The sequence below is a fragment of the Dellaglioa sp. CoH-55-MRSF-7 genome, from assembly GCF_056782235.1.
On the sequence record NZ_JBXAYI010000004.1, the window covers coordinates 34698 to 55672 of the forward strand.

Annotated in this window: 16 protein-coding genes; 4 read left to right on the plus strand and 12 right to left on the minus strand. The window is 30.4% G+C overall.

The features are described from left to right. Nucleotides 1–20: 20 nt before the first annotated feature. Together AC1RPU_RS05335 and AC1RPU_RS05340 are read right to left on the minus strand one after the other, a co-directional pair. Nucleotides 21–794 (minus strand): inositol monophosphatase family protein, encoded by a 774-nt coding sequence (locus AC1RPU_RS05335; protein ID WP_481761701.1) that lies wholly within the window; start codon nt 792–794, stop codon nt 21–23. A gap of 12 nt (nt 795–806) precedes the next feature. Next, on the minus strand, nt 807–1085 hold the full coding sequence (locus AC1RPU_RS05340; protein WP_481761700.1) for a UPF0223 family protein: 279 nt from the start codon (nt 1083–1085) through the stop codon (nt 807–809). A gap of 238 nt (nt 1086–1323) precedes the next feature. On the opposite strand from AC1RPU_RS05340, the gene def reads away from it, so the two are divergent. Continuing rightward, nucleotides 1324–1872 (plus strand): peptide deformylase, encoded by a 549-nt coding sequence (def, locus tag AC1RPU_RS05345; RefSeq protein ID WP_409022787.1) that lies wholly within the window; start codon nt 1324–1326, stop codon nt 1870–1872. A gap of 75 nt (nt 1873–1947) precedes the next feature. On the opposite strand, the gene AC1RPU_RS05350 is transcribed toward def, so the two are convergent. Next, nucleotides 1948–2427 (minus strand): hypothetical protein, encoded by a 480-nt coding sequence (locus tag AC1RPU_RS05350; protein ID WP_409022393.1) that lies wholly within the window; start codon nt 2425–2427, stop codon nt 1948–1950. A 229-nt stretch (nt 2428–2656) separates the two neighbouring features. Here AC1RPU_RS05350 and AC1RPU_RS05355 point away from each other — a divergent pair, with 229 nt between their 5' ends. The 3 genes from AC1RPU_RS05355 to AC1RPU_RS05365 all read left to right on the plus strand — a co-directional run bounded on the left by AC1RPU_RS05355 (nt 2657) and on the right by AC1RPU_RS05365 (nt 5614). After that, a complete protein-coding gene (locus AC1RPU_RS05355; protein ID WP_409022392.1) occupies nt 2657–2875 on the plus strand; it encodes a DNA-directed RNA polymerase subunit epsilon in 219 nt (72 codons plus the stop codon). After that, complete coding sequence (gene rnjA, locus AC1RPU_RS05360) at nt 2872–4548, plus strand: ribonuclease J1 (RefSeq protein WP_409022391.1); 1677 nt, start codon at nt 2872–2874, stop codon at nt 4546–4548. Before AC1RPU_RS05355 ends, rnjA begins: the two co-directional genes overlap by 4 nt. Before the next feature lie 118 nt (nt 4549–4666). Continuing rightward, nucleotides 4667–5614, plus strand: a complete 948-nt coding sequence (locus tag AC1RPU_RS05365; protein WP_481761699.1) for a diacylglycerol/lipid kinase family protein — start codon at nt 4667–4669, stop codon at nt 5612–5614. Nucleotides 5615–5656: 42 nt separating this feature from the next. On the opposite strand, the gene recD2 is transcribed toward AC1RPU_RS05365, so the two are convergent. From recD2 to AC1RPU_RS05410, 9 genes are all read right to left on the minus strand, one after another. Beyond that, entirely contained in the window at nt 5657–8116 is a 2460-nt protein-coding gene (recD2, locus tag AC1RPU_RS05370) for an SF1B family DNA helicase RecD2 (RefSeq protein ID WP_481761698.1), read from the minus strand. Between the two features lie 15 nt (nt 8117–8131). Continuing rightward, nucleotides 8132–8791: a tetratricopeptide repeat protein gene (locus tag AC1RPU_RS05375; RefSeq protein WP_481761697.1), complete on the minus strand. Its 660-nt coding sequence runs from the start codon at nt 8789–8791 to the stop codon at nt 8132–8134. Nucleotides 8792–8800: 9 nt separating this feature from the next. Beyond that, nucleotides 8801–9457 carry a histidine phosphatase family protein gene (locus tag AC1RPU_RS05380; RefSeq protein WP_481761696.1) on the minus strand — a complete coding sequence of 219 codons (657 nt, stop codon included), beginning with the start codon at nt 9455–9457 and terminating at the stop codon, nt 8801–8803. Between the two features lie 106 nt (nt 9458–9563). Continuing rightward, complete coding sequence (mnmA, locus tag AC1RPU_RS05385) at nt 9564–10703, minus strand: tRNA 2-thiouridine(34) synthase MnmA (RefSeq protein WP_409022386.1); 1140 nt, start codon at nt 10701–10703, stop codon at nt 9564–9566. Between the two features lie 126 nt (nt 10704–10829). Continuing rightward, entirely contained in the window at nt 10830–16130 is a 5301-nt protein-coding gene (locus AC1RPU_RS05390; protein WP_481761695.1) for a helicase HerA domain-containing protein, read from the minus strand. Further along, a complete protein-coding gene (gene dptG / locus AC1RPU_RS05395; RefSeq protein ID WP_481761694.1) occupies nt 16111–17436 on the minus strand; it encodes a DNA phosphorothioation-dependent restriction protein DptG in 1326 nt (441 codons plus the stop codon). Before dptG ends, AC1RPU_RS05390 begins: the two co-directional genes overlap by 20 nt. Beyond that, nucleotides 17436–19307, minus strand: a complete 1872-nt coding sequence (gene dptF, locus AC1RPU_RS05400; protein ID WP_481761693.1) for a DNA phosphorothioation-dependent restriction protein DptF — start codon at nt 19305–19307, stop codon at nt 17436–17438. The genes dptG and dptF overlap by 1 nt, the downstream gene beginning before the upstream one ends. Nucleotides 19308–19449: 142 nt before the next feature. Further along, a complete protein-coding gene (locus tag AC1RPU_RS05405; protein WP_481761692.1) occupies nt 19450–19800 on the minus strand; it encodes a DUF1831 domain-containing protein in 351 nt (116 codons plus the stop codon). A gap of 13 nt (nt 19801–19813) precedes the next feature. Then, the gene (locus tag AC1RPU_RS05410) at nt 19814–20962 is read right to left on the minus strand and encodes a cysteine desulfurase family protein (RefSeq protein WP_481761691.1); all 1149 of its coding nucleotides are present in this window, start codon (nt 20960–20962) and stop codon (nt 19814–19816) included. Nucleotides 20963–20975: the final 13 nt, after the last annotated feature.

Consider the following 20975-nt stretch of genomic DNA (forward strand, 5'->3'; position numbering starts at 1 on the left):
ACAGCCACAACGCGATTCTACTAAAAACTATTTAGTAGTTTTAAAATGTCCTCTTGTGCGTTTTCCGTTGCTATTAATACATCTGCTGATTGTAACATATCGAGCTCTAACCCGTCAATTGTTTTCACGGTGATACCAAGAGTTTCCGCCAATATTTTACCGGCTGCAAAATCCCATGGTTTTAAGTGAGAAACATAACCAATTTCTTGTCCACGTAATATGTGAACAAACTCAATACCGGCACTTCCATAAACCCTAGCACCTGAACTATGTTGAACAATTGATTGTAAATGCTTATAGTCCATCATTAACATAGGTGAGCTACAACCTAGCAAGCCATCCTTAAGTGCTATATTTTCAGGCTTTTCAAGTTTTTTATCGTTGGCAAAGACGCCCCTATCTGGCCCACCAGAATATAAAACATTATTCATTACATCCATAATGAATCCCAATTTTCCAATACCGTTTTCATAAATACCAATCATAATCGCGAAATGATCTTTCTGTTTGACAAAATTCATTGTGCCATCAATTGGATCAACAATCCAAACAGTACCATCTAAATTTGTTACATCATCCCCAAAACCTTCTTCACCTAAAATTTTGGCTTTCGGATCAAAGGTACGAATTTTGTTTACTAAAAATTTTTCAGTCTGTTTATCCATATTAGTTACAAGATCAACTCGACTACTTTTTGTTTCAACAGACAATGGATTTCCAAATGCATGAATAATATTTTCACGTGCCTCTGTCAGCCAACTTTTAACCTGATAATTAACCTCATCAATATTCAAATCATAACCTCCCTATTGGTTAATTTTAATAACGTCCCTTGTACTCTCTCTTGCAAATTTCATTGTACGATAAATACTAAAACCTGATTCATCTTCGTACGATCTGCCTATTTGTTTTTCCTCCATTTTGGAAGGAACAATTTTTTTAAACTCACGATAATTATAAAGCAATTCTTCTCGATCAATACCTGTAGAATTTGCTAATTCTATTGCTTTATAGAATTCACTGACAGAGATAATTTCTTCAGTAGTCCAATGTGCTTCTAATGGGTAATCAATTTTATTATTCATAATTTAGTGTGTTAAACTCCCTTTATTTTTACTTTATTTAATTATTGAATTAATTTTCAACTAATACTTTCAATATACTTGAAAGTAATTACTATGTTTCATTTTACAGCAATCCATTAAAAACTAAAAGAAATGAAACATAACTATTAATTTTCAAATGGCCTACAGATATGATTATTTTATGCTACAATGTACCGTAGAATATTAATTTGGAGGTACTATTTTGATTAAAATAACAATGAAAAATATCATTCGTGAAGGTAATCCAATTTTACGAAATCGTTCAAGCGAAATGACTTTTCCGCTTTCAGATGATGATAAACAACTCGCACATGATTTAATGGAATTTTTAGAGAATAGTCAAAATGAAGAAATAGCTGAAAAATATCATCTACGCGCAGGTGTTGGCTTAGCAGCTCCGCAATTAGCAATTTCTAAACGAATGACTGCTGTCTTAATCCCTGGCCCAGAAGGTGAAGAGCCCACACTTAAACAAGTGTTAATTAATCCTACTATTTTAAGTCAGTCAGTTCAAGTTGCTGCACTTTCAGAAGGTGAAGGTTGCTTATCAGTTGATAGAGATGTCCCTGGATATGTGCCAAGAGCTGATCGGATTACACTTCGTTACTTTGATATCGAAGGTACACAACATAAAATCCGCTTGAAAAATTATGAAGCAATTGTAGTCCAACATGAAATTGATCATTTAAATGGTATATTATTCTTTGATCATATTAATACTGACAAACCATTTGCTATACCGAACGATGCTATTATGCTTGAATAAATAACTAAAGAGTTTCTCCAATAATTAATTTATTGAAGAAACTCTTTTTATTTCACTTTAAACATACTGTTTGAACTATACCTTTTTTAAATCTTTAGTATACATAATTGTCTCAACATTAACCAAATGTGCTACCTCTAAATGTAAAATACCGTCTAAATACCAAAGATCTGTTACTTCAAATGCCGATTTTGCTTCGACACTTTTTTTAACCAGGTTCATCATTTCAAATTCTTCAAATAAATTGAAAAAAATGTTTCTTATTTTCCCGATATTCTCTTCTGAAGGAGACTTCATCTGAAATTGATACTCAAATACCATGACCCTCTTACCCCAAACCTTTGAAACAATTTCTGTAACCCTTAGTATTTCAGAATTAATACCATATTCATTACCATGTAGTCTATTTAAAGCAAATTCAACCGCATTATCTGTAATAAGTTTGCTTTTATTTTTAAGAATAGTAATCTGTCTATTTCTTTTCAGACGGTTATAATTTAAAATTATGATGATCATTAAAACCACTACAGTCACTATTTTAACTACCAACCACATTTATAAAACACCACTCTTCCTTATACGATAACTTTTCATAATTATAACATGTCTGTTAAATTTTATCCTTTATAAGTCTATTCAAATCGGTCTATTCTATACTTAAATAATAATATATGATAAAATATAAATTATATGTTGTGCAGACAACCCCCAGTTCGGTTTCTAATTTCCATTTCAAATCATTTTAACCAAAATGATATCAATTTAATTTAAAGGAGTTTTACAAATGATTTTTAAAGTTTATTATCAAGAAACACAAGATAGAAATCCACAAAGAGAAGAAACAAAATCACTTTTCCTTGAAGCAAGTTCTGAAATTGAAGCTCAAAGTATTGTTGGTCACCAAACAACACATAACATTGAATTCATTGAAACATTATCAGATAAAGCTTTAGCATATGAAAAGGAAAACCCTACATTTAAAATGACGGAGTTTTCTGAATGAAAAAGATAAATGTTAAAAATAACGAGACTGGTGTTTTTGCAGTCGGCGGATTAGGTGAAATTGGTAAAAATATGTACGGCATCCAGTTTCAAGATGAAATTATCGTCGTCGATGCAGGAATCAAGTTTCCGGAAGATGAGTTATTAGGAATTGATTACGTTATTCCTGATTTTCAATACTTAGTTGCCAATCAACAAAAAATTAAAGCATTAGTTATCACCCATGGTCATGAAGATCATATTGGTGGTATTCCCTATTTATTAAAACAAATTAATGTCCCAATTTATGCTGGACCATTGGCTTCAGCATTAATCAAAGGAAAATTAGAAGAACACGGGTTACTTGCCACAACAGAAATGCATGAAATTGAAGAAGATACTGTTCTTAAATTCAGAAAAACGAGTGTGTCGTTCTTTAGAACAACTCATTCAATTCCTGATACTTTAGGTGTCGCAATCAAAACGCCATCTGGTAACATTGTAGTCACTGGGGACTACAAATTTGATCTAACACCTGTTACTAATCAGCCGCCCAACCTTCAAAGAATGGCTCAACTTGGTGCTGATGGTGTACTTTGTCTACTATCTGATAGTACAAATGCAGAAATTCCTAATTTTACAAAATCAGAAAGATTCGTTGGTAAATCAATTCGACGAATTTTTGAAAAAGGTGAAGGCCGCATTATCTTTGCTACTTTTGCTTCAAATATTTCCCGAGTACAACAAGCTGCTGAAGCTGCTGTTGCCAAAGGCCGTAAAATCGCTGTCTTTGGACGTAGTATGGAGGCAGCAATTGTTAACGGACGTGAATTAGGATACTTAAATATTCCAGATGATGCCTTAATTGATGCACGTGATATTAATTCATTACCCGCAAATGAAATTTTAATTTTATGTACGGGATCACAAGGTGAACCAATGGCAGCTCTTAGCCGTATCGCTAATGGGACTCATCGTCAGGTTTCTATTCAACCTGGTGATACTGTTGTTTTCTCAAGTTCTCCAATTCCTGGTAACACAATCAGTGTAAACCACGTTATTAATGAACTTTCAGAAGCTGGAGCAACTGTTGTCCATGGTAAAGTAAATAATATTCATACTTCTGGTCATGGTGGCCAAGAAGAACAAAAATTAATGCTCAGTTTGATGAAACCTAAGTATTTCGTCCCTGTCCATGGTGAATATAGAATGCTTAAAATTCATACTGGATTAGCTGAACAAATTGGCGTTCCAAGAGAGAATAGCTTTATTATGGAAAATGGTGATGTCTTAGCTCTAACTAGTGATTCTGCTCGAATTGCTGGTCATTTTGAAGCTGATGATATTTATGTCGATGGTTCAGGAATTGGTGATATCGGTAGCGCTGTCCTAAATGATCGACAAGTCCTTTCTGAAGAAGGCCTTGTTGTTGTCGTTGCAACGATTGACATGAAAAAACATGAAATTCAAGCAGGACCAGATTTATTATCTCGTGGATTTGTCTATATGCGCGAATCAGGAGAATTAATTAATCAAGGTCGTCGTCGCTTATTCCGTGTCATGAGTCGCTTATTAAAAAATGATAAAATTACAGAAGCCATGATTAATGATGCAATCGTTGATGACTTACAAAAATTCTTATATGAACAAACTGAACGTAAACCAATGATTTTACCAATGTTAGTTATCGTTTAACAAAAATAGCTCAATATTCTAATTAGAATATTGAGCTATTTTTATATAATCAAAATTTATCTTTAAATCCTTTTAAATTTTAGTTATAATTATTAGTATTAATTAAGGAGGGAAGTTCATGAATCAATATTTCATTATCGTTAATGAGTCTGCTGGAAGTGGTCGTGCTAAACAAATTTGGCAATCTATTGAAAAAAAATTAATTTCTCAAAATGTCTATTTTAAGGCCCATCTGACAGACTATATTGGTCATGCTTCCCTTCTAACGGAAAATTACGCCAGACATTATCACCCCATCGAAACAGACAATAATCAAATTATACTAGTTATTGGCGGCGACGGTACTTTAAATGAATGTATCAATGGTGTTAAAAATGCGAACACATTTGATATCCCAATTGCCTATATTCCTGCAGGATCAGGAAATGATTTTGCTCGAGGTGTCGGTATCCCCAAATCTCCACTTGTAGCTCTTGAACAAGTATTAAACACAACTTCACCTAAACTATTAAACTTAGGTGTCATGCACGAATTATCACGGCATGAAAAAAAATACTTTATAAATAATGTTGGCGTAGGTTTCGATGCGCAAATAGTAAGTATCGCAAATCAATCAAGTTCAAAGAAACTATTGAATAAACTTCATCTAGGATCGCTTACTTACTTAAGCGCCCTATTAGGAACTTTATCAAGACAAGCTGCATTTCCCATAACTGTCCGGGTGAATGGCCATCAAGAATTTTATCAAAATGCCTTTCTTGTAACAACATCAAATCATCCCTACTTTGGTGGCGGTGTTCCAATTTTACCAATGGCAGATCCGACAAAAAATAATTTAGACTTAATTATCATTGAAAAACCTAGTGCACTAAAATTAATCTATCTAGCCATTTTACTGAAATCTGGTAAACATATTAACCAAAAAGGTGTTCACCATTTTACATCAGATAAAATTAAACTTTCCGTTGACTCTTTAGAGTACGGTCAAATGGATGGTGAAGACCTAGGAACCCGTTTCTTTGAAATTGAGTATAGCGTCTTATCATACCCATTTTGGATTAACTAAAAAGCCTATATATCTCATTTAATTGAGATATATAGGCTTTTTCTATGGTCGGCTATTCTCCATTCCAATCATTGGATCAATTGAACCATCCATAATATTGTCGTTAGTTAAAATAAATTTTTCAATTAAAGTTGGAACAGGCGGAGCTATTTTAATAGATTTTTTAGCTAGTTGGCTCTCTTTAATCGAATCATCAACTTTTTTAATATCACCATCAAAAATCTGTTCAATTCGTAATAATAACGTTGTTTTTCTATTGGCTGATTCATTCTCAACACATTCTTCAAATGATTTTTCTTCGCCAAGCAAAATCAATAACTGGCTAGCACGGGTAATTGCGGTATACAGTAAATTACGTTTAAGCATTCGCTTATACTGCGAAACCATTGGCAAAATAACCATTTTAAACTCACTACCTTGAGACTTATGAATAGATGTGCAATATGCCAAAGTTATTTTTTGCCATTCATTTCGCCTGTAAGTCACTTCTGTTTGATCAAAAGCAATAACTAGTTCGTCTACCTTATCTTCGCTATCTTTGGCCAATGTAATTCCTACAATCTTACCTATATCTCCATTAAAAACATTATTTTCAGGACTATTAACAAGATGTAACACCTTGTCACCAATTCTAAATTTTTGATCTCTAAAAAGTACTTCTTTTTGTCTACTATTTTCAAGTGGATTCATAATATTTTGTAACATTTCATTTAAACGATTAATTCCCGCCGCACCTCGATACATTGGTGCCAGAACTTGAATATCACTTGAAGTGAACCCTTTATTCTTAGCTCGTTCAACAACCTGTTTAATAATTGATTCAACTTGAAATTCACGACTCGCGAAAAATGAACGATCCTTTTGATTCTGTGTAAAATCAGCAGGTAATTCACCTTTTTTTATTGAATGTGCGAGTGAAATTATTGATGACCCATCACCTTGACGATAGATATCCGTTAATTCTTTTCGCTCAAGATAGTCACTTTTCAATAAATCATAAAATGTTTGCCCAGGACCAACAGAAGGCAATTGATCTTTATCACCTACAAAAATGACTTTCATATCTGTAGGTATTGCATTCATTAATGTATTCAATAAATACGTATCAACCATCGACATTTCATCGATAATTAATAAGCCACCTTCTAAATCTTTCGTTTCAACATCATTATTCGATTCTCTTCCAGTTAGTCCTAAGAGTCTATGGATTGTACTGGCAGGTAATCCAGTCGTTTCAGTCATTCTTTTTGCTGCTCGCCCAGTAGGTGCAGCTAAAAGAATAGGAAATGTTTGTCCTTCTCCATAACTACTAAGATCGAGCGAAAAGTCATTTAATTCCGCAAATAACTCCACGATACCATTAATAACGGTTGTTTTACCCGTTCCTGGGCCACCTGTTAATAAAAATATCTGTGAATTCATAGCCGCCCTAATGGCATTAATCTGTGACTCACCATAATTCATATCAAGTTTTTTTTCAATCTTACGAATTGCTTTATCAATATCTTTTTCTGCTAACTTACCTTTTTCTTGCCCCGATGAAAGTAATCTTTTTAAATGTTCAGCAATTTGGTATTCTGCATGATACAGATTTTTTAAATAAATACGCTGTTCATCACCGACAACGAGTCCTGATTTAGCTAAATTAATGAGTTCTTTTGAGATTGCCTCAGGGTTTATTCTGACTCTTCGACTACTCTCTAATAATCGTAAAGATGCTTCCAACAACGGCTCTGCAGTCGCATAGGTATCGCCATCTTGTTGACATAAATCATTGATACTTTGCAAAATACCTGCTTGTATTCGACCTGAAGAATCAGCTGCAAATCCTAATTCTCCAGCAATTTGATCTGCCTTTTTAAAGCCAATATTTTCAATATCATTTACTAGTTGATATGGATTTTCTTGAATAATTTCAAGGGTTTTTTCTTTATAAGTTTGATAAATAGTTGCGGCTAATTGACTACCAAATCCAAAACCATTTAATCCAATAATAATTTGTTCCATCCCATTATTTACTCGAACAGTCTCTAATATTGTTGTTTTCTGCTTGTTTGATAATTCTAATGAATCAAGTACAGTATCATCTGCTAATATTTTATCAATTGTTTTCGTTCCTAACTTTTCAACAATTGATTCCGCAGTCTTTTTCCCAATCCCTTTAAATTCTGAGCCAGATAGATAGGTAATAAGCCCCATTTTTGAAGTAGGTGTTTCATTTTGATAATTACTCGTTTGAAATTGTTTCCCATATTTGGGATGCTCAACTTGTTGACCATAGAAGCGGTACGTAGATTCCTCTTTAATGTCAGCAAAATTACCAGTAACAACAACCTCATCTTCAGGCCATTCCAAATTACTTTCAATACTGTGAATTAGAATCACTTTATAAAAACTATCTTGGCTTTGAAAAAATATGGTTGCAACCTTACCAACCAAGTAAGCTTGTGTTTCATCACTTTGAGGATCATCATTAAATAAATTTAGTTTCTGAACAACCATTATTTCACATCCTCTTTATTTATCACGTAATTTTATAAACGATTCTATTTCACTTAATCTTTGTTTTTGTGCCTCAAAATAGGCCTGATTGGCTATTTTTGAACGATCAAAATAAGTATTGAATTCAATTCCTAAAACCATATTAGCTAAGCCTCGTTGAAAATTAGCCTTTGCATTATTTTCATCTATTTTAAGAACTAAGTCATAATATTTACCAGCATTTTCAAACTGACCCAATGCTAAGAAAATATCGCCAATTAATTCGTTGGCGTCCATATTTTTAGGATTTATTTCTTGAGCCGTAATCGCAAATACTAATGCTTGTTGATACAGCTCTTGAGCCATATATGATTGTGCTAACATTAAAAAAGCTGTTTCTTTCAACTTTTGATTAGTTACTTTTTGAAATGATTGAATTGCTTCAGAATACAGTTCTGCCTCGTAAAACACGTTACCAAGACCATATTGTAATAAATCAACTTGTTCATTTTTCTCATCAAAATATCCAATAGCTTTTTTATACAGTTCTTCCGCCTGAGGGTAGTCTTTTACTTTTGTTAAATAACTACCTAATTCATAATAAGCCGTTTGATTATTAGGTTCTTTTTCAACCTTTTCAACTAATTGATGAATAATATGTTTTGATTCTGCTTCTTTTTCTTCTCTCTTACCCATTATTACTCCTTAAACGACATCACTTTCATCGCGTATTCTATCCAAATAACTAGTATCATTCCATTTAACTAATTTAAATTCGGTTCCATTTTGTGTTTCCAAAATAGTCGTACTAGTATTCGATAAGCCACCTTGTTTACGGAAGTCTTTCAGCGGTACTCCTAATAAATCGTGAATCAAGGCACCAAGCGCCGCACCATGACTAACAATGATAATATTTGCATCTATTTTATTTTGGTCAACAATTTTTTTAATTGTTGGAACCATCCGCTTTAATAAAGCTTGAAATGTTTCGCCATTAATATTTTTAGGATCATATTTATCGGGATGATTACGGAAGGCATCGAGTTCCTCAGGATACTGAACAGCCACATCTGTAAACTTCATGCCTTCCATTTTCCCTAAATGAAATTCTTCTAAGTTATCATTCAAAATAACATCCAAATTTTGGTTTAGGCCTGTATTAATTAAATTTGCTGTGTCCTTTGCACGCTTAATAGGACTTGAATAAATAGCATCAAATTTTATTGATTTAAGTGCTTTGATTAATTGTTGTATTTCTATGTAACTTTGTTCAAGTAAGGGTGAATCTCCATTCGCACCTTGGTATCGTCCCTCAAGATTCCATTCTGTTTTGCCATGTCGAATAAAATATATATTAGTCATCAGTCAATAAGACCCCTTCGTTTTTTCATCTCTATTATATTATGCCACAAATATAAAAAGGCACAAACAAAATATTTGTTTGTGCCTTAACTATTATAAATTCAATTTAAACATATTGTAATTGTTTTGATCCCTCAGTTGACTTTTTAAATGCAGCGTCAATGATACCACTACCTAAGCATTCTGCGCCATCGTAAAAGACAACAGCCTGTCCAGGTGTAATAGCACGTACTGGTGCATCAAATTCAACTGTAGCTTCTGTACGGTCATCATTTAAATGAACCGTCACACCAACATCAGTTTGACGGTATCTAAACTTAGCAGTGATATGGAAATCATTGCCAAAGCGATCGATTGGTGCCATAAAACTTAACTCTGATGCTTCAAGATAATCGGCATAAAGTAAATCATTATGGTAACCTTGTCCAACAATCAATGTATTTGTTGCTAAATCTTTACCTACAACGAACCAAGGATCGTTACCTTCACCCGTACCACCAATACCAAGACCTTTACGTTGACCAATTGTATAATTCATAAGACCATAATGCTCGCCCATTTTTACACCGTCAACAGTCATCATATTACCCGTTTGTGCTGGTAAATATTCACCAAGGAACTTTGTAAAGTTTCTTTCGCCGATAAAACAAATACCTGTTGAATCTTTTTTCTTAGCAGTTGAAAGTCCAGCTTCTTCAGCAATTCTTCTAACTTCTGGTTTTTCAATGTTTCCAATTGGGAACATAACTTTTTGAATTTGTTTTTGTGATAATTGACTCAAGAAATAAGTCTGATCTTTGTTACTATCATCCCCACGTAACATATGCATAATACCGTCAGCATCTTGCTCAACTTGTGCATAATGTCCCATTGCGATGTAATCAGCATCAAGTTCCATAGCATAATCGAAAAATGCTTTAAACTTAATTTCTTTATTACACATCACATCTGGATTTGGTGTCCGACCCTTTTTATATTCATCCAAGAAATATGTGAATACGCGATCCCAATATTCTTTTTCAAAATTAACGGAATAATAAGGAATTCCAATTTTGTTTGCTACTTTAGCAACATCTTTGTAATCTTCTGTTGCAGTACAAACACCCATTTCGTCCGTATCGTCCCAGTTTTTCATGAAGACACCAACTACATCATAACCTTGTTGCTTTAATAAATAAGCAACAACTGATGAATCGACGCCACCACTCATCCCAACAACGACACGAGTTTTACTATTATCTGGCATACTATCACCATCATTTCAATTAGATTCTGAAAAAATCTACGATTTGAAGGTCGCACTATTTCAGTAAGTACTATTATACCAATAATATATACTAATACAACCCTAGTGTGTCATAATTTACTTTACTTAGTTTATACGATCATCAAATCCACTTATTTTAATAGATTCTATTCGTGATACCACTTGATTGGTACCATTAAGCATAGGCCCTTTAATAATACTTTCGCCTTTTTGTAAATTAGATAAAAGATATTGATATTGTTGATTACTGTCTTTATCTAAAGATAGCGTGTTCGCAATAAGTTTAACTTGGTCTTCCAATGGTAAAAAATTAACTTGCTCAGATGCATTATAGACACTACTGATATCACCCTTAATAGCTGATATAGATTGAGTTGCAAAAATTCCTGACCAACCGAATTTTCTTCCTTCTTTTAAAATTTTAACAGTTGGAGAGTTATCTTTAAAATTTAAATTTTGTATTTCATCAAGTACCACTGGAATTGGATTTTCTTCTGTATTTCCAATACTTTGAAGATAATTAAACAAATCCCAAAGTACAAATTCAGTAATAACTTTTTGTATATCATGTTGAAATCCTTTTAATTGAAAAATATGAATAGTTCCATCTTTATTTAAATATGACTCCCAGTTTTTGGAATCTTTAGTATAAGTGAAAGGATTTGAACTCAATAACATATCTAGTCTACCTACTATTTTTAACCCATCCTTGAATTCATCTTCGTCACTTAATATATTTTTTAAATGTAAAAAGGTAAATGATTTACCGTTTCTTGCATAACCATCACTTATTGCAGTTTTCAATGAATACCTTTGCTGAGTGCCTAACTCAAAAACGTTATCTAACATTTGAGATACTCGGTCTGCCATATCATTTACATCTTCAGTAATAAAGGTTCCACCACCATAATCTATTTCTTGAAGATTAAATGGATTTATAGGTAATTTATCCCCCGCTTTAACTAAGTGAAATTGAATTTTATTATCATGTCTCATTTTGCTAACAAAATTTTTATCCAATTGATTTTCCAAAAATCCATCAGTATAATCAACTACCAAACTATTAATATTTTTATTAGCCAACTCATACAGTAATGTTTGAACAAAGTAAGTCTTCCCCTGCCCAGACTTACCCGTAATAATCATGTGCCTATTTGAAAGCCCTGGATTTCCATACTCCCAATAAGCTTCATCAACACTACCTTTTTTAACGCCTAATTTAATTCTAGTTTTTTCAGAAAATGTATTTTCAGGATATTCTATTTCAAAATCAGAAAGTTCATTTATATTCGAATATTGACTTTGACTTTCATTTATACTATTTATAGATTTAATTTCGTTGTTATCTTCAAAATTTTTTTTATCCTTATTTTCACAATATTCATAAGCTGACTCTGTATCTAATTCTTTGTTTATAATAATATTTTTTCCTTTATCAGTATCGATAGTTTCTTGATAACTATCATCATGCAAAATATTTTTTAAAAGGCTTTCTTCCGGAAATCCCAATTTTCCACTTTTAATTTCTGAGATGATTTCATTTAATCCCTTACTTGCATAAATGTATGCGTCACCCTCAGGAAGTTTAATTTCAGTTATATTCTTACCGCCTAATTCCTTTCTAAGAATTCTCCGACTATCATTTCTATCACCAAATGAAACAATGAAAGCCTTGCCATAATATTCGTTTAATTCATTTGAAATTATAAAATCATTATTCAATAACTTATCATCATTATCTTGAATTTTTTTATATAGTTCTGCATTTATTAACTTGTTATTAAACATTTTTTTTAGATTAGCTAAATATATTGTCATAAAAAAATTACGGTAATATTCGGATTTAAATTTATTTTCATCCCTCAGCGCCTCATTTATTGTTTCTGCCGTATTAACCGCCTGCAACGTTGCCTTAGATATAACATCCGAATGGTTCTGTCCAACTTTAACTTCGACAGGAAACAAATGAATTTTTAAATTTTCTCCTACTTCAACACCCATGAATAACAGATCATCACTTGTAGCTCCTGTCATTCCTAGATTTTTTGCTGTAAATAATCCTTCTTTTTGGCTCATGCCAACCATTCCAGAAACTCTTAATATCTCTTCTAGCGATATGGGCACCCAAATAATATTCTCAGTTTCTAAAATACCCATTAATTCTTTATACGCCGAAATAATACTTAACTTTTCCCTCACTATATTGTGATTCGTTTTATCTCCGATAATTTTTAGAAGCCATTCTCCATTAATAATGTTAAATGATTTAATAATATTTAAACTTGTTTCTTTATTTTTAATTATAGTTTTGTCATATCTTTCTATCTTATCATTGATAATTAAACTATATTGTTCAATTTGGTTTGTAAAAGTTATTGACTCATAATTTGAAGTGTTACTTTGATCTGTATAATGAATAATATATAAATCATTACGTTCCGAAAAATAATCCAAACTGATATCTGGATCCAATAACGTTACCCAATTACTATTTTCCATAATATTCGTTAATATATCATCAAAATGACCATCTTCACTTTCAAAACTTGGAATGTTATTTACATTCGTAATTCCTGCTTGATAAACATTTGTTTCCGCATTGTTGGCTACACTAAATGCATTCCAATCATACATAAATTTGATCAATGGCCGATGTAAATATTTTGAATCCATATTTACACCGAATCCTTGTATAAACATTTTTTTATCAAGACTATATTTTTTACCACTTATTAGACCGCCTAAAGTATAATTCATTTCCAGCTTATCTGATTTAAAACTATTGGCATTACTCTCGACATCCATCTTATAAAATGAAACATGACTATATGGTTGTCTAACAAAATTATGATAAATATTAATCCGCGATTTTAATACTTTAATTACGTCTTCATTAGCATAATCATTAATTTTATCTCCCATAAATTTTTCAGAAAATAAATTTTCAAAATCAGCTGCCGTTATAATTTGATTAAATTGGTCATATATTGGATTAAGAATTTTTTTATCGTTATTTATATATAAATTAACAGGATGCATATTTTCTAATTTAAACCCTTGTTTAGTATTTTGAAGCTGTTTTAACATAAAATCAATCGTACTCTTTAATATTGTTTTATCATCGTTAATATTATGCATTGAAGCATTTAATGCATAATCAGAACTTACTTCAAAAAGATAATGAAAATGCTTATAAAAATCTAACATTCTAGAAGTAATAATATTTCTAGAAATCGCTGATATTTTTGATTTTTTAAATTCATTAAAGAATAACCATCTAGGCGAACTATCATCAAAATTTGATTTTAATAGTCCCCCATTTTTTGATATATATGGAACTAATCCACTTGGATTTAACGTTCGAATAAAATTTTCAGGTATAGATTGAAATTCTGTCCTTTTTAATAACTCTAGTTGATATTTAATCAATACTGGATGTAAAGGTGTATAAGCTATTTCCCCATCGATTTCTACTGTACCCATTTTATATAAATCTTTTAATTCCAATGTAAGTCTTTCTTCGGAGATTTGATTAATTACTTCATCAAAATCATCACAATATTTATTAAGAGCTTTCAATAATTCTTGATCAAAATAACTTAAACTTAAAATAGTATTTCTTTCTTTTAATAGCTTACAAATAAGAATATAGTCTATTCTTATTTGTTCAGGTATCTGAACTTCAATACTAGTGACAATTGAATCATCTATTTTTGCATACAATATTTGTTGTTTAATAATATCTACTTCATAATTCAACAACTTCTTATTTTCACTAAAGACATAATATTTTTCTGTACCATTAATTATTTTAGCCCCATCAAAAATTAAACTTTCATTAGCCTTACGCCTATTTTTTTCTATAAACAAACCACTTCTGGGAACCGGCTTCTGACTATTATCTAAAATTGAAAATGGTATTTCAATGCCTTCATTAACTAGCTTAAATTCATTCTCACTTTCATCTGAATCAATATTTTCAAAATTAATATTTACACCCACTTCATCTGAAATAGGAATTACATTATATTTAATCTGATCATAATCAACCTCATCAATAAAATCTGTACCACCAATTATATAATTTTTTTCGTATTCTAACTGAATCTCCATCTTAGATTTAGTTATTTTTACACGATAACTCGATAATATATTATTAAATATGTCTTGAGAAAATGGTAAATAAATTATTTGAAATGTATATTTCTGTGCCTTTGAATGTTCATATGAGGTCTTAATTCCATATATATCCATCACATTGAAGTCGTTTACAATAATTTTTAAATTATTACCATCTGCAGTAAATTCAGCAGATTTCCCATCAATTATATGGCTCTTACTTTTATTAATTCTTGATGCCTTCACAGAATCATCAAAAGGAAGTTTTATTATCAATTGATTATTTTCATGATTAATATTATTTTTAAATATTAAAATAAATCTGTTTTTGTACTTAACAGAATTTTTATTTTCACCATTTTCTCTACTTCGGTCATATATAATTAAATCAGGATTAACTTTATTTATTTTATCTGATTGATAAATAATTGTATCTTTTCTTAATTCTTTTAATTTTTCTTTTCCTCTTTTTATTTTTGAAAAATCGACATCCATCCAAATATCCTTTTCTTTCAACATACTCATTGATTCTAAATCTGCTTGCGTGTAGTTAACTATTTTATCTTCAACAGTATTATATTCTTGCCAACCACCAATCTTTTGAAAATCTTGCTTATTTTCTCTTAATCTTTTTTTAATATTATCAGCATCATACGTTTGTATTTGTGTATCATAAAAATAACCCATATTTTTATAGTCATCCGGAGTAATCTCTGATTTTTCTAAAATTGAAAAAATACTGGCAAAATCTAATAATGTTAAGTTCATTGAATCTTCCAAAATTATATTCTTTTTAAACTCTTCTAATACTACTTGGTTAGCGTCCGATAACCCGGACTTTTCTATTTCACTTTTTAAATCGTGTTTAATTTTATCAACAGAAAAAGGCCCATTTCCGTGACTAACATTCATGGCTCCACCCGATATACTGTCAAGAATTTCAGTACACACGATAAAAAGTGCCGTATTTCTCCATATGTCAGATTGTAAACTAACCCTATTTCTAAGTGTTACTAAAAAATCTGAGTTCATTTTATCTGTTGCTGCAACAAATAATATGTTAACACCATTTATATTTACCACTTTACCATGGAACTGCACGTCCTTTTGATCAATTACAAAATCTTCAGTAGAAATAATATCATTCATTTCAAATGCATTATAGAATCTAACAACTTCATTATTTTGATCTAAATTCAAATAATACCTGCTACCAGCACTAATATTTTGGGTTTTAAACCATTTAAATAACCGTTCGATTAAAAATTTATAATATTGGTTTGACATATTGTGCATCCCCGCTATCGCTTAATTTTTCAAGAATATTCATTTTTTCATATGTTTCTACTAATTTTCTTTTAGAAATATTATCTAATGAAATTCCTCTATTACTCATTTCGGTAATAACATCTTTAACAAGCATTTTTTCTGAACCAACTATACCCGCTGTAATCACCAATACAGTATCATCAGTCATGTTTAAAACATTTCCAAGTCTACCACGTCTTTTTACAAAATATTTTACTGCTATTGCTTCAAAAGATTTAGAAAATCTAGATTTAGTTTCGTCGGATAAATTTTTTGTTAATTTTAATTTTAAAAGTTTTATATTATCCTTTATATTATTTTCAGATGACATGCTTATATCATCCTCCAAAAACTCATTTAAAAATTCACTTAAATTATTTCTAAGTTCTATTGAATATTCAAAATTTATATCTGTTAACTGAAATAAACTATAAAATTTTTCACTAGGAACTAATAAATTTAAATAATCTAATAAATCAACGTTAACTAACAAATCAGTTGCGTTTTCTTTAACTTGAGCATAACCTCTATCATTTGTTGGTCTTGAACCTGATATTTTTTCCGTATCAAGTGCAAAAAAAATATTTTTTTTATTAAACTCATCGAAGGTTCCAATATTCATTATTATTTGACTAATTATGAAAAAATAATAGTAGCTAAAAAATGTATCAATATTTTTCATAAAAAATGTTGTATTTTTCATAAAATTGTTCAAATCATGATTAAAATAATCTAAGAATATACTTTGGTCACCAATTGAAACAAATTTTTCTTTTTTTATATTATTATTAGTTAGTTCATGTAAATTTTCTATAATAATTTTTTCATAAAGATTGTGCTCATCTTTTTTATTTATAAATTCAATCCACATATTATTTTTCTCTAGCTCAAGTGTATAATTTAAAAATGCTGCAATCTTTAATTCTCCACTTGAACTTTTTTTTTCGTTCGACTTTTTATACGCCAGCAACTTGGGAATATAAATTTCATCAAGTGCCGAATTAGAAAATAATTTTAAAAATTTATCTTTATTACCTATTTTAGATAAATCAAAATCATCACTTATATCCTTATCAAAGGATTTAGTATCCTTTGATATCTCACCTTTGTTAATGCTAATCCTTGCTAAATTACCTATAATTGGTGCAAATCCATTTTCAAATTTTGCTCTCTCTGGCTCACGGGTCATAAACGGTAATAATTGTCCTGATTTATGATGATTATTTTTTATCTTTCCTTTATCCATTTCCAAATGTTTTTTTAAATTTTCTAATTCAATAGACATTATATTTTCACCTCTGATACTTCATAATCAATCCCATTATTCTCTATTTTATATAGATATCCATCATTTATATTACCAACAATAACAGTTTCATTGTTATTAGTATTCAGTAATATGTTAAATACAAAATTGTTAAAATTCATTGCCTCTGACCGTTCAATATTAGAAATAACATATCCATTATGAATTTTTGTCAATAGCACATAATCTTCAAAATCTATTTTAACAAAATATTCAGCTTCATTACTTGTATCTTTAAAACACATATTAATTTCAAACTTGTTAATTTCAAAATCTACATAGTTTAATCTTAATGGCACTGCAACTCTAGTTTTTAAACTCAAATTATTTATAAACGCGAATCCTTTTACAGTTTGACCGTTCCACCGTAATACATTGCTTTGTATCAATTTTGCCAACTCTTTAATTTGTCTTACATTTTTTGAAAGAATACTTAGAAAAGAAAAATAATTTTCATTATCAAATAACTCATTTTGATAATCTAATAAAAATTGAACTCTAAGAAATGTGTTAACTCGAATTTTATGTCTATCCGTATCTAATTTACCAACAGATTCTATAACTTTTTGAATTGCTCTTTCATTATCTTCAATTTTATCTTCAATTTTATCAACATACTCATCATCATAGTTGTATACCTCAACATTAAATTCATCAATTTTTTTATTTGAATTTCGTGATGGATCAAGAAAATAAATAGCTTTTAATATCTCAGACTTATTTTGGCTTTCAAATAATAAATAAGGTAAATATGATGTGTAATTACTTTTAATTTCCTTTGCTGGTATAATAATATCGTGAATAAAGTTCAATACATCTCGAGTGGAGATGATTATACCATTAGAAACTTGAATTCTTATCAATAAATATTTAATTGCTTCTTGGACTTTCTTATTTAAGAACAGCTCATAATTAATATGTTCAACTTTATCATAGCCATTTTCTAAATCATTTCTGTAAGCATTATAAAATGGATTATTTTCTTCTTTTAAACATATTTTTTTAAAAATTTGATCATAATATAAGCTGTTCACACCCGTCTCATCAATTTCAAAGTTTGCATTATTAAAAAATGAAATCACTGATACTTTTTTATCTTCTATATTTTCCTGATTATTTTTTTCTATATTACTCAATGCAATTGTAATTTCACTTAATGTCGAATCTGACTTTATTTTATGAAGTAATCTCTTAACTACCCCTAAATTAATAGCAATAATAACATGTTTATAACCTTCAATTTCATTCTTATTCTTTGTGAGAATATCCATTAACGAATCAATAGATGATAAATTAGGATTAATGCTTTCCGTTGCATCATTATGTATATATACTTTATTTTTTTTAAAAATATCAAAATATTGATTATTCATGTAAGATAATAGATGCGATTTTCCATCTCCTACATTTCCTACAATAAAAGTTAAAGAACTTTTTTCTCTCTGTATTTTATTAAGAATTATCTTCTCTAACCTATGTTGTATTTCTCGTTCTACGTGCATATATTCATTAAAAGCACTAAAATCACTTGCATCAATTACAGAATCTTTTGCTTCAAATGATAATTTTTTTAACATCTGTGCCAGAGCAGATTCTGTTATATTTTTATCTTTCTTAAATACATCAAAATATTGGTGTATTTCTTCTAACTTATTTATGTCATGAGTAATTGCAACTATTCTAAGTTTTTCAAAATCAATATCTGAAATTAACTTCTTACTTCTTAATTTCAATCCCAAACTATACAAATCATCTAACGAGAATTCTACCTTAGACCCTTCAAAAGATACTTCAAATTTTTTAATCAATATTTTATATAATGATTCTGCTTTCATCAAATATAAATCCATTATTTCATCTCCTATTGAATATAGTGAATACGCTTTATTATACCTTTTCAATCTAAAAACGTACATACAAAAACATCCTTATAATACTTCATAGTTAATATACCCTTATAAAATACTATTAATAATAATAAAAAAGGTATTGTCATTTTGACAATACCTTTTTCAAAACATCCCTATCAATTAATTGACCAATCACATAATCAAATTGTTCAGTTTCAGCTTTTTTATCTTCACCATGAAATATATTAACTGCTTTAAGTCCATTAGCAGTCGTCGTTGACATTTTAAATCCAGTTAATGACTTATCAACGATAACTTTAACTTTAATGCCCTTATTGAAAGGTGAATTAGGATCTAAAGATCTCTCCAATTGAAAATTACCTGCTTTAGTTTCTGCAAATCCTAAATCTCTTAACGTATATTTTTTTACATCAGAACTCAATTCATAAGTTACTGTATCTCCTAAAAGTTGAATACTTTTTTCAAATGCCATTATTAAATTCCCCCTATTTTTTCAATCTACCAACTATTCTAACTAATTGTACTATAAAAGTATCTATCTCTTCAGCTGTATTATCTTTTCCAAAACTCAATCGAATAGATTCTGTGACTCTCGGACTCTTTTCACCGTACATAGCCATTAATACATGTGAAGGTTCGAGATTACCAGCAGTACATGCAGAGCCACCAGAAACAGCAATACCTGCCAAATCTAACCGGGTCTGTAATACTTCAGTTTGAATACCTTTTATCCAAATATTAAAGACATGTTGTAAGTTATCATCTGAGAGTGTCCCATTAATTTCAAAATCAATATGGTTATCATCTAATCCCGCTATAATTTGCTTTTTGAAGCCTTGATACTTTAATTGTCGTACTTGTTTTTCATCATCTGAGATTAAAGAAACAGCTTTAGCAAAACCTGCAATTGCTGGTATGTTTTCTGTCCCTGCTCGTCTCTTGTCTTCTTGCTCCCCACCTTTAATAAAGGGAGGGAAAAATATAGATTCTCTTCTATAGAGAAAGCCTAAAAATTTAGGCCCATTCAATTTATGGGCTGATGTTGATAACATATCTATATGATCCTCATTAACATCTATATCCAGTAGTCCATAAGCTTGAACAGCATCCGTATGGAACCAAGCTTGATGATCCTTTAAAATCTCACCAACTTCATGAATTGGCATATGACTTCCCGTCTCATTGTTACCCATCATGATTGAAACAAGAATTGTATCATCTCTTAAAGCCTCTTTAAAATCGACTATATTGATAACACCATCTTCATTAACTGGTAAATAAGTAACTTCAAATCCAATTGATTCTAAATATTTCATTGTTTTTAAAATAGCCTGGTGCTCTACTGCTGTTGTGATTAAATGCTTACCTAATGTTTTTCTCTGAATAGCTGTTTGCATAATAGCCATATTATCACTCTCAGTACCACCACTTGTAAAGATGATTTCTGATTCTTTTGCATGAATACTATTTGCAATAATTTGTCGACTATCATCAAGCACCATTCGTGCTGAACGTCCAAATTGATGTGTACTTGAGGCATTCCCGAAGGTGCTCTTCATCATATCTGTCATCACTTCAACGACTTCATTTGCCATTGGTGTGGTTGCTGCGTTATCTAAGTATATTCCTGACATTAATTTAGTTTAT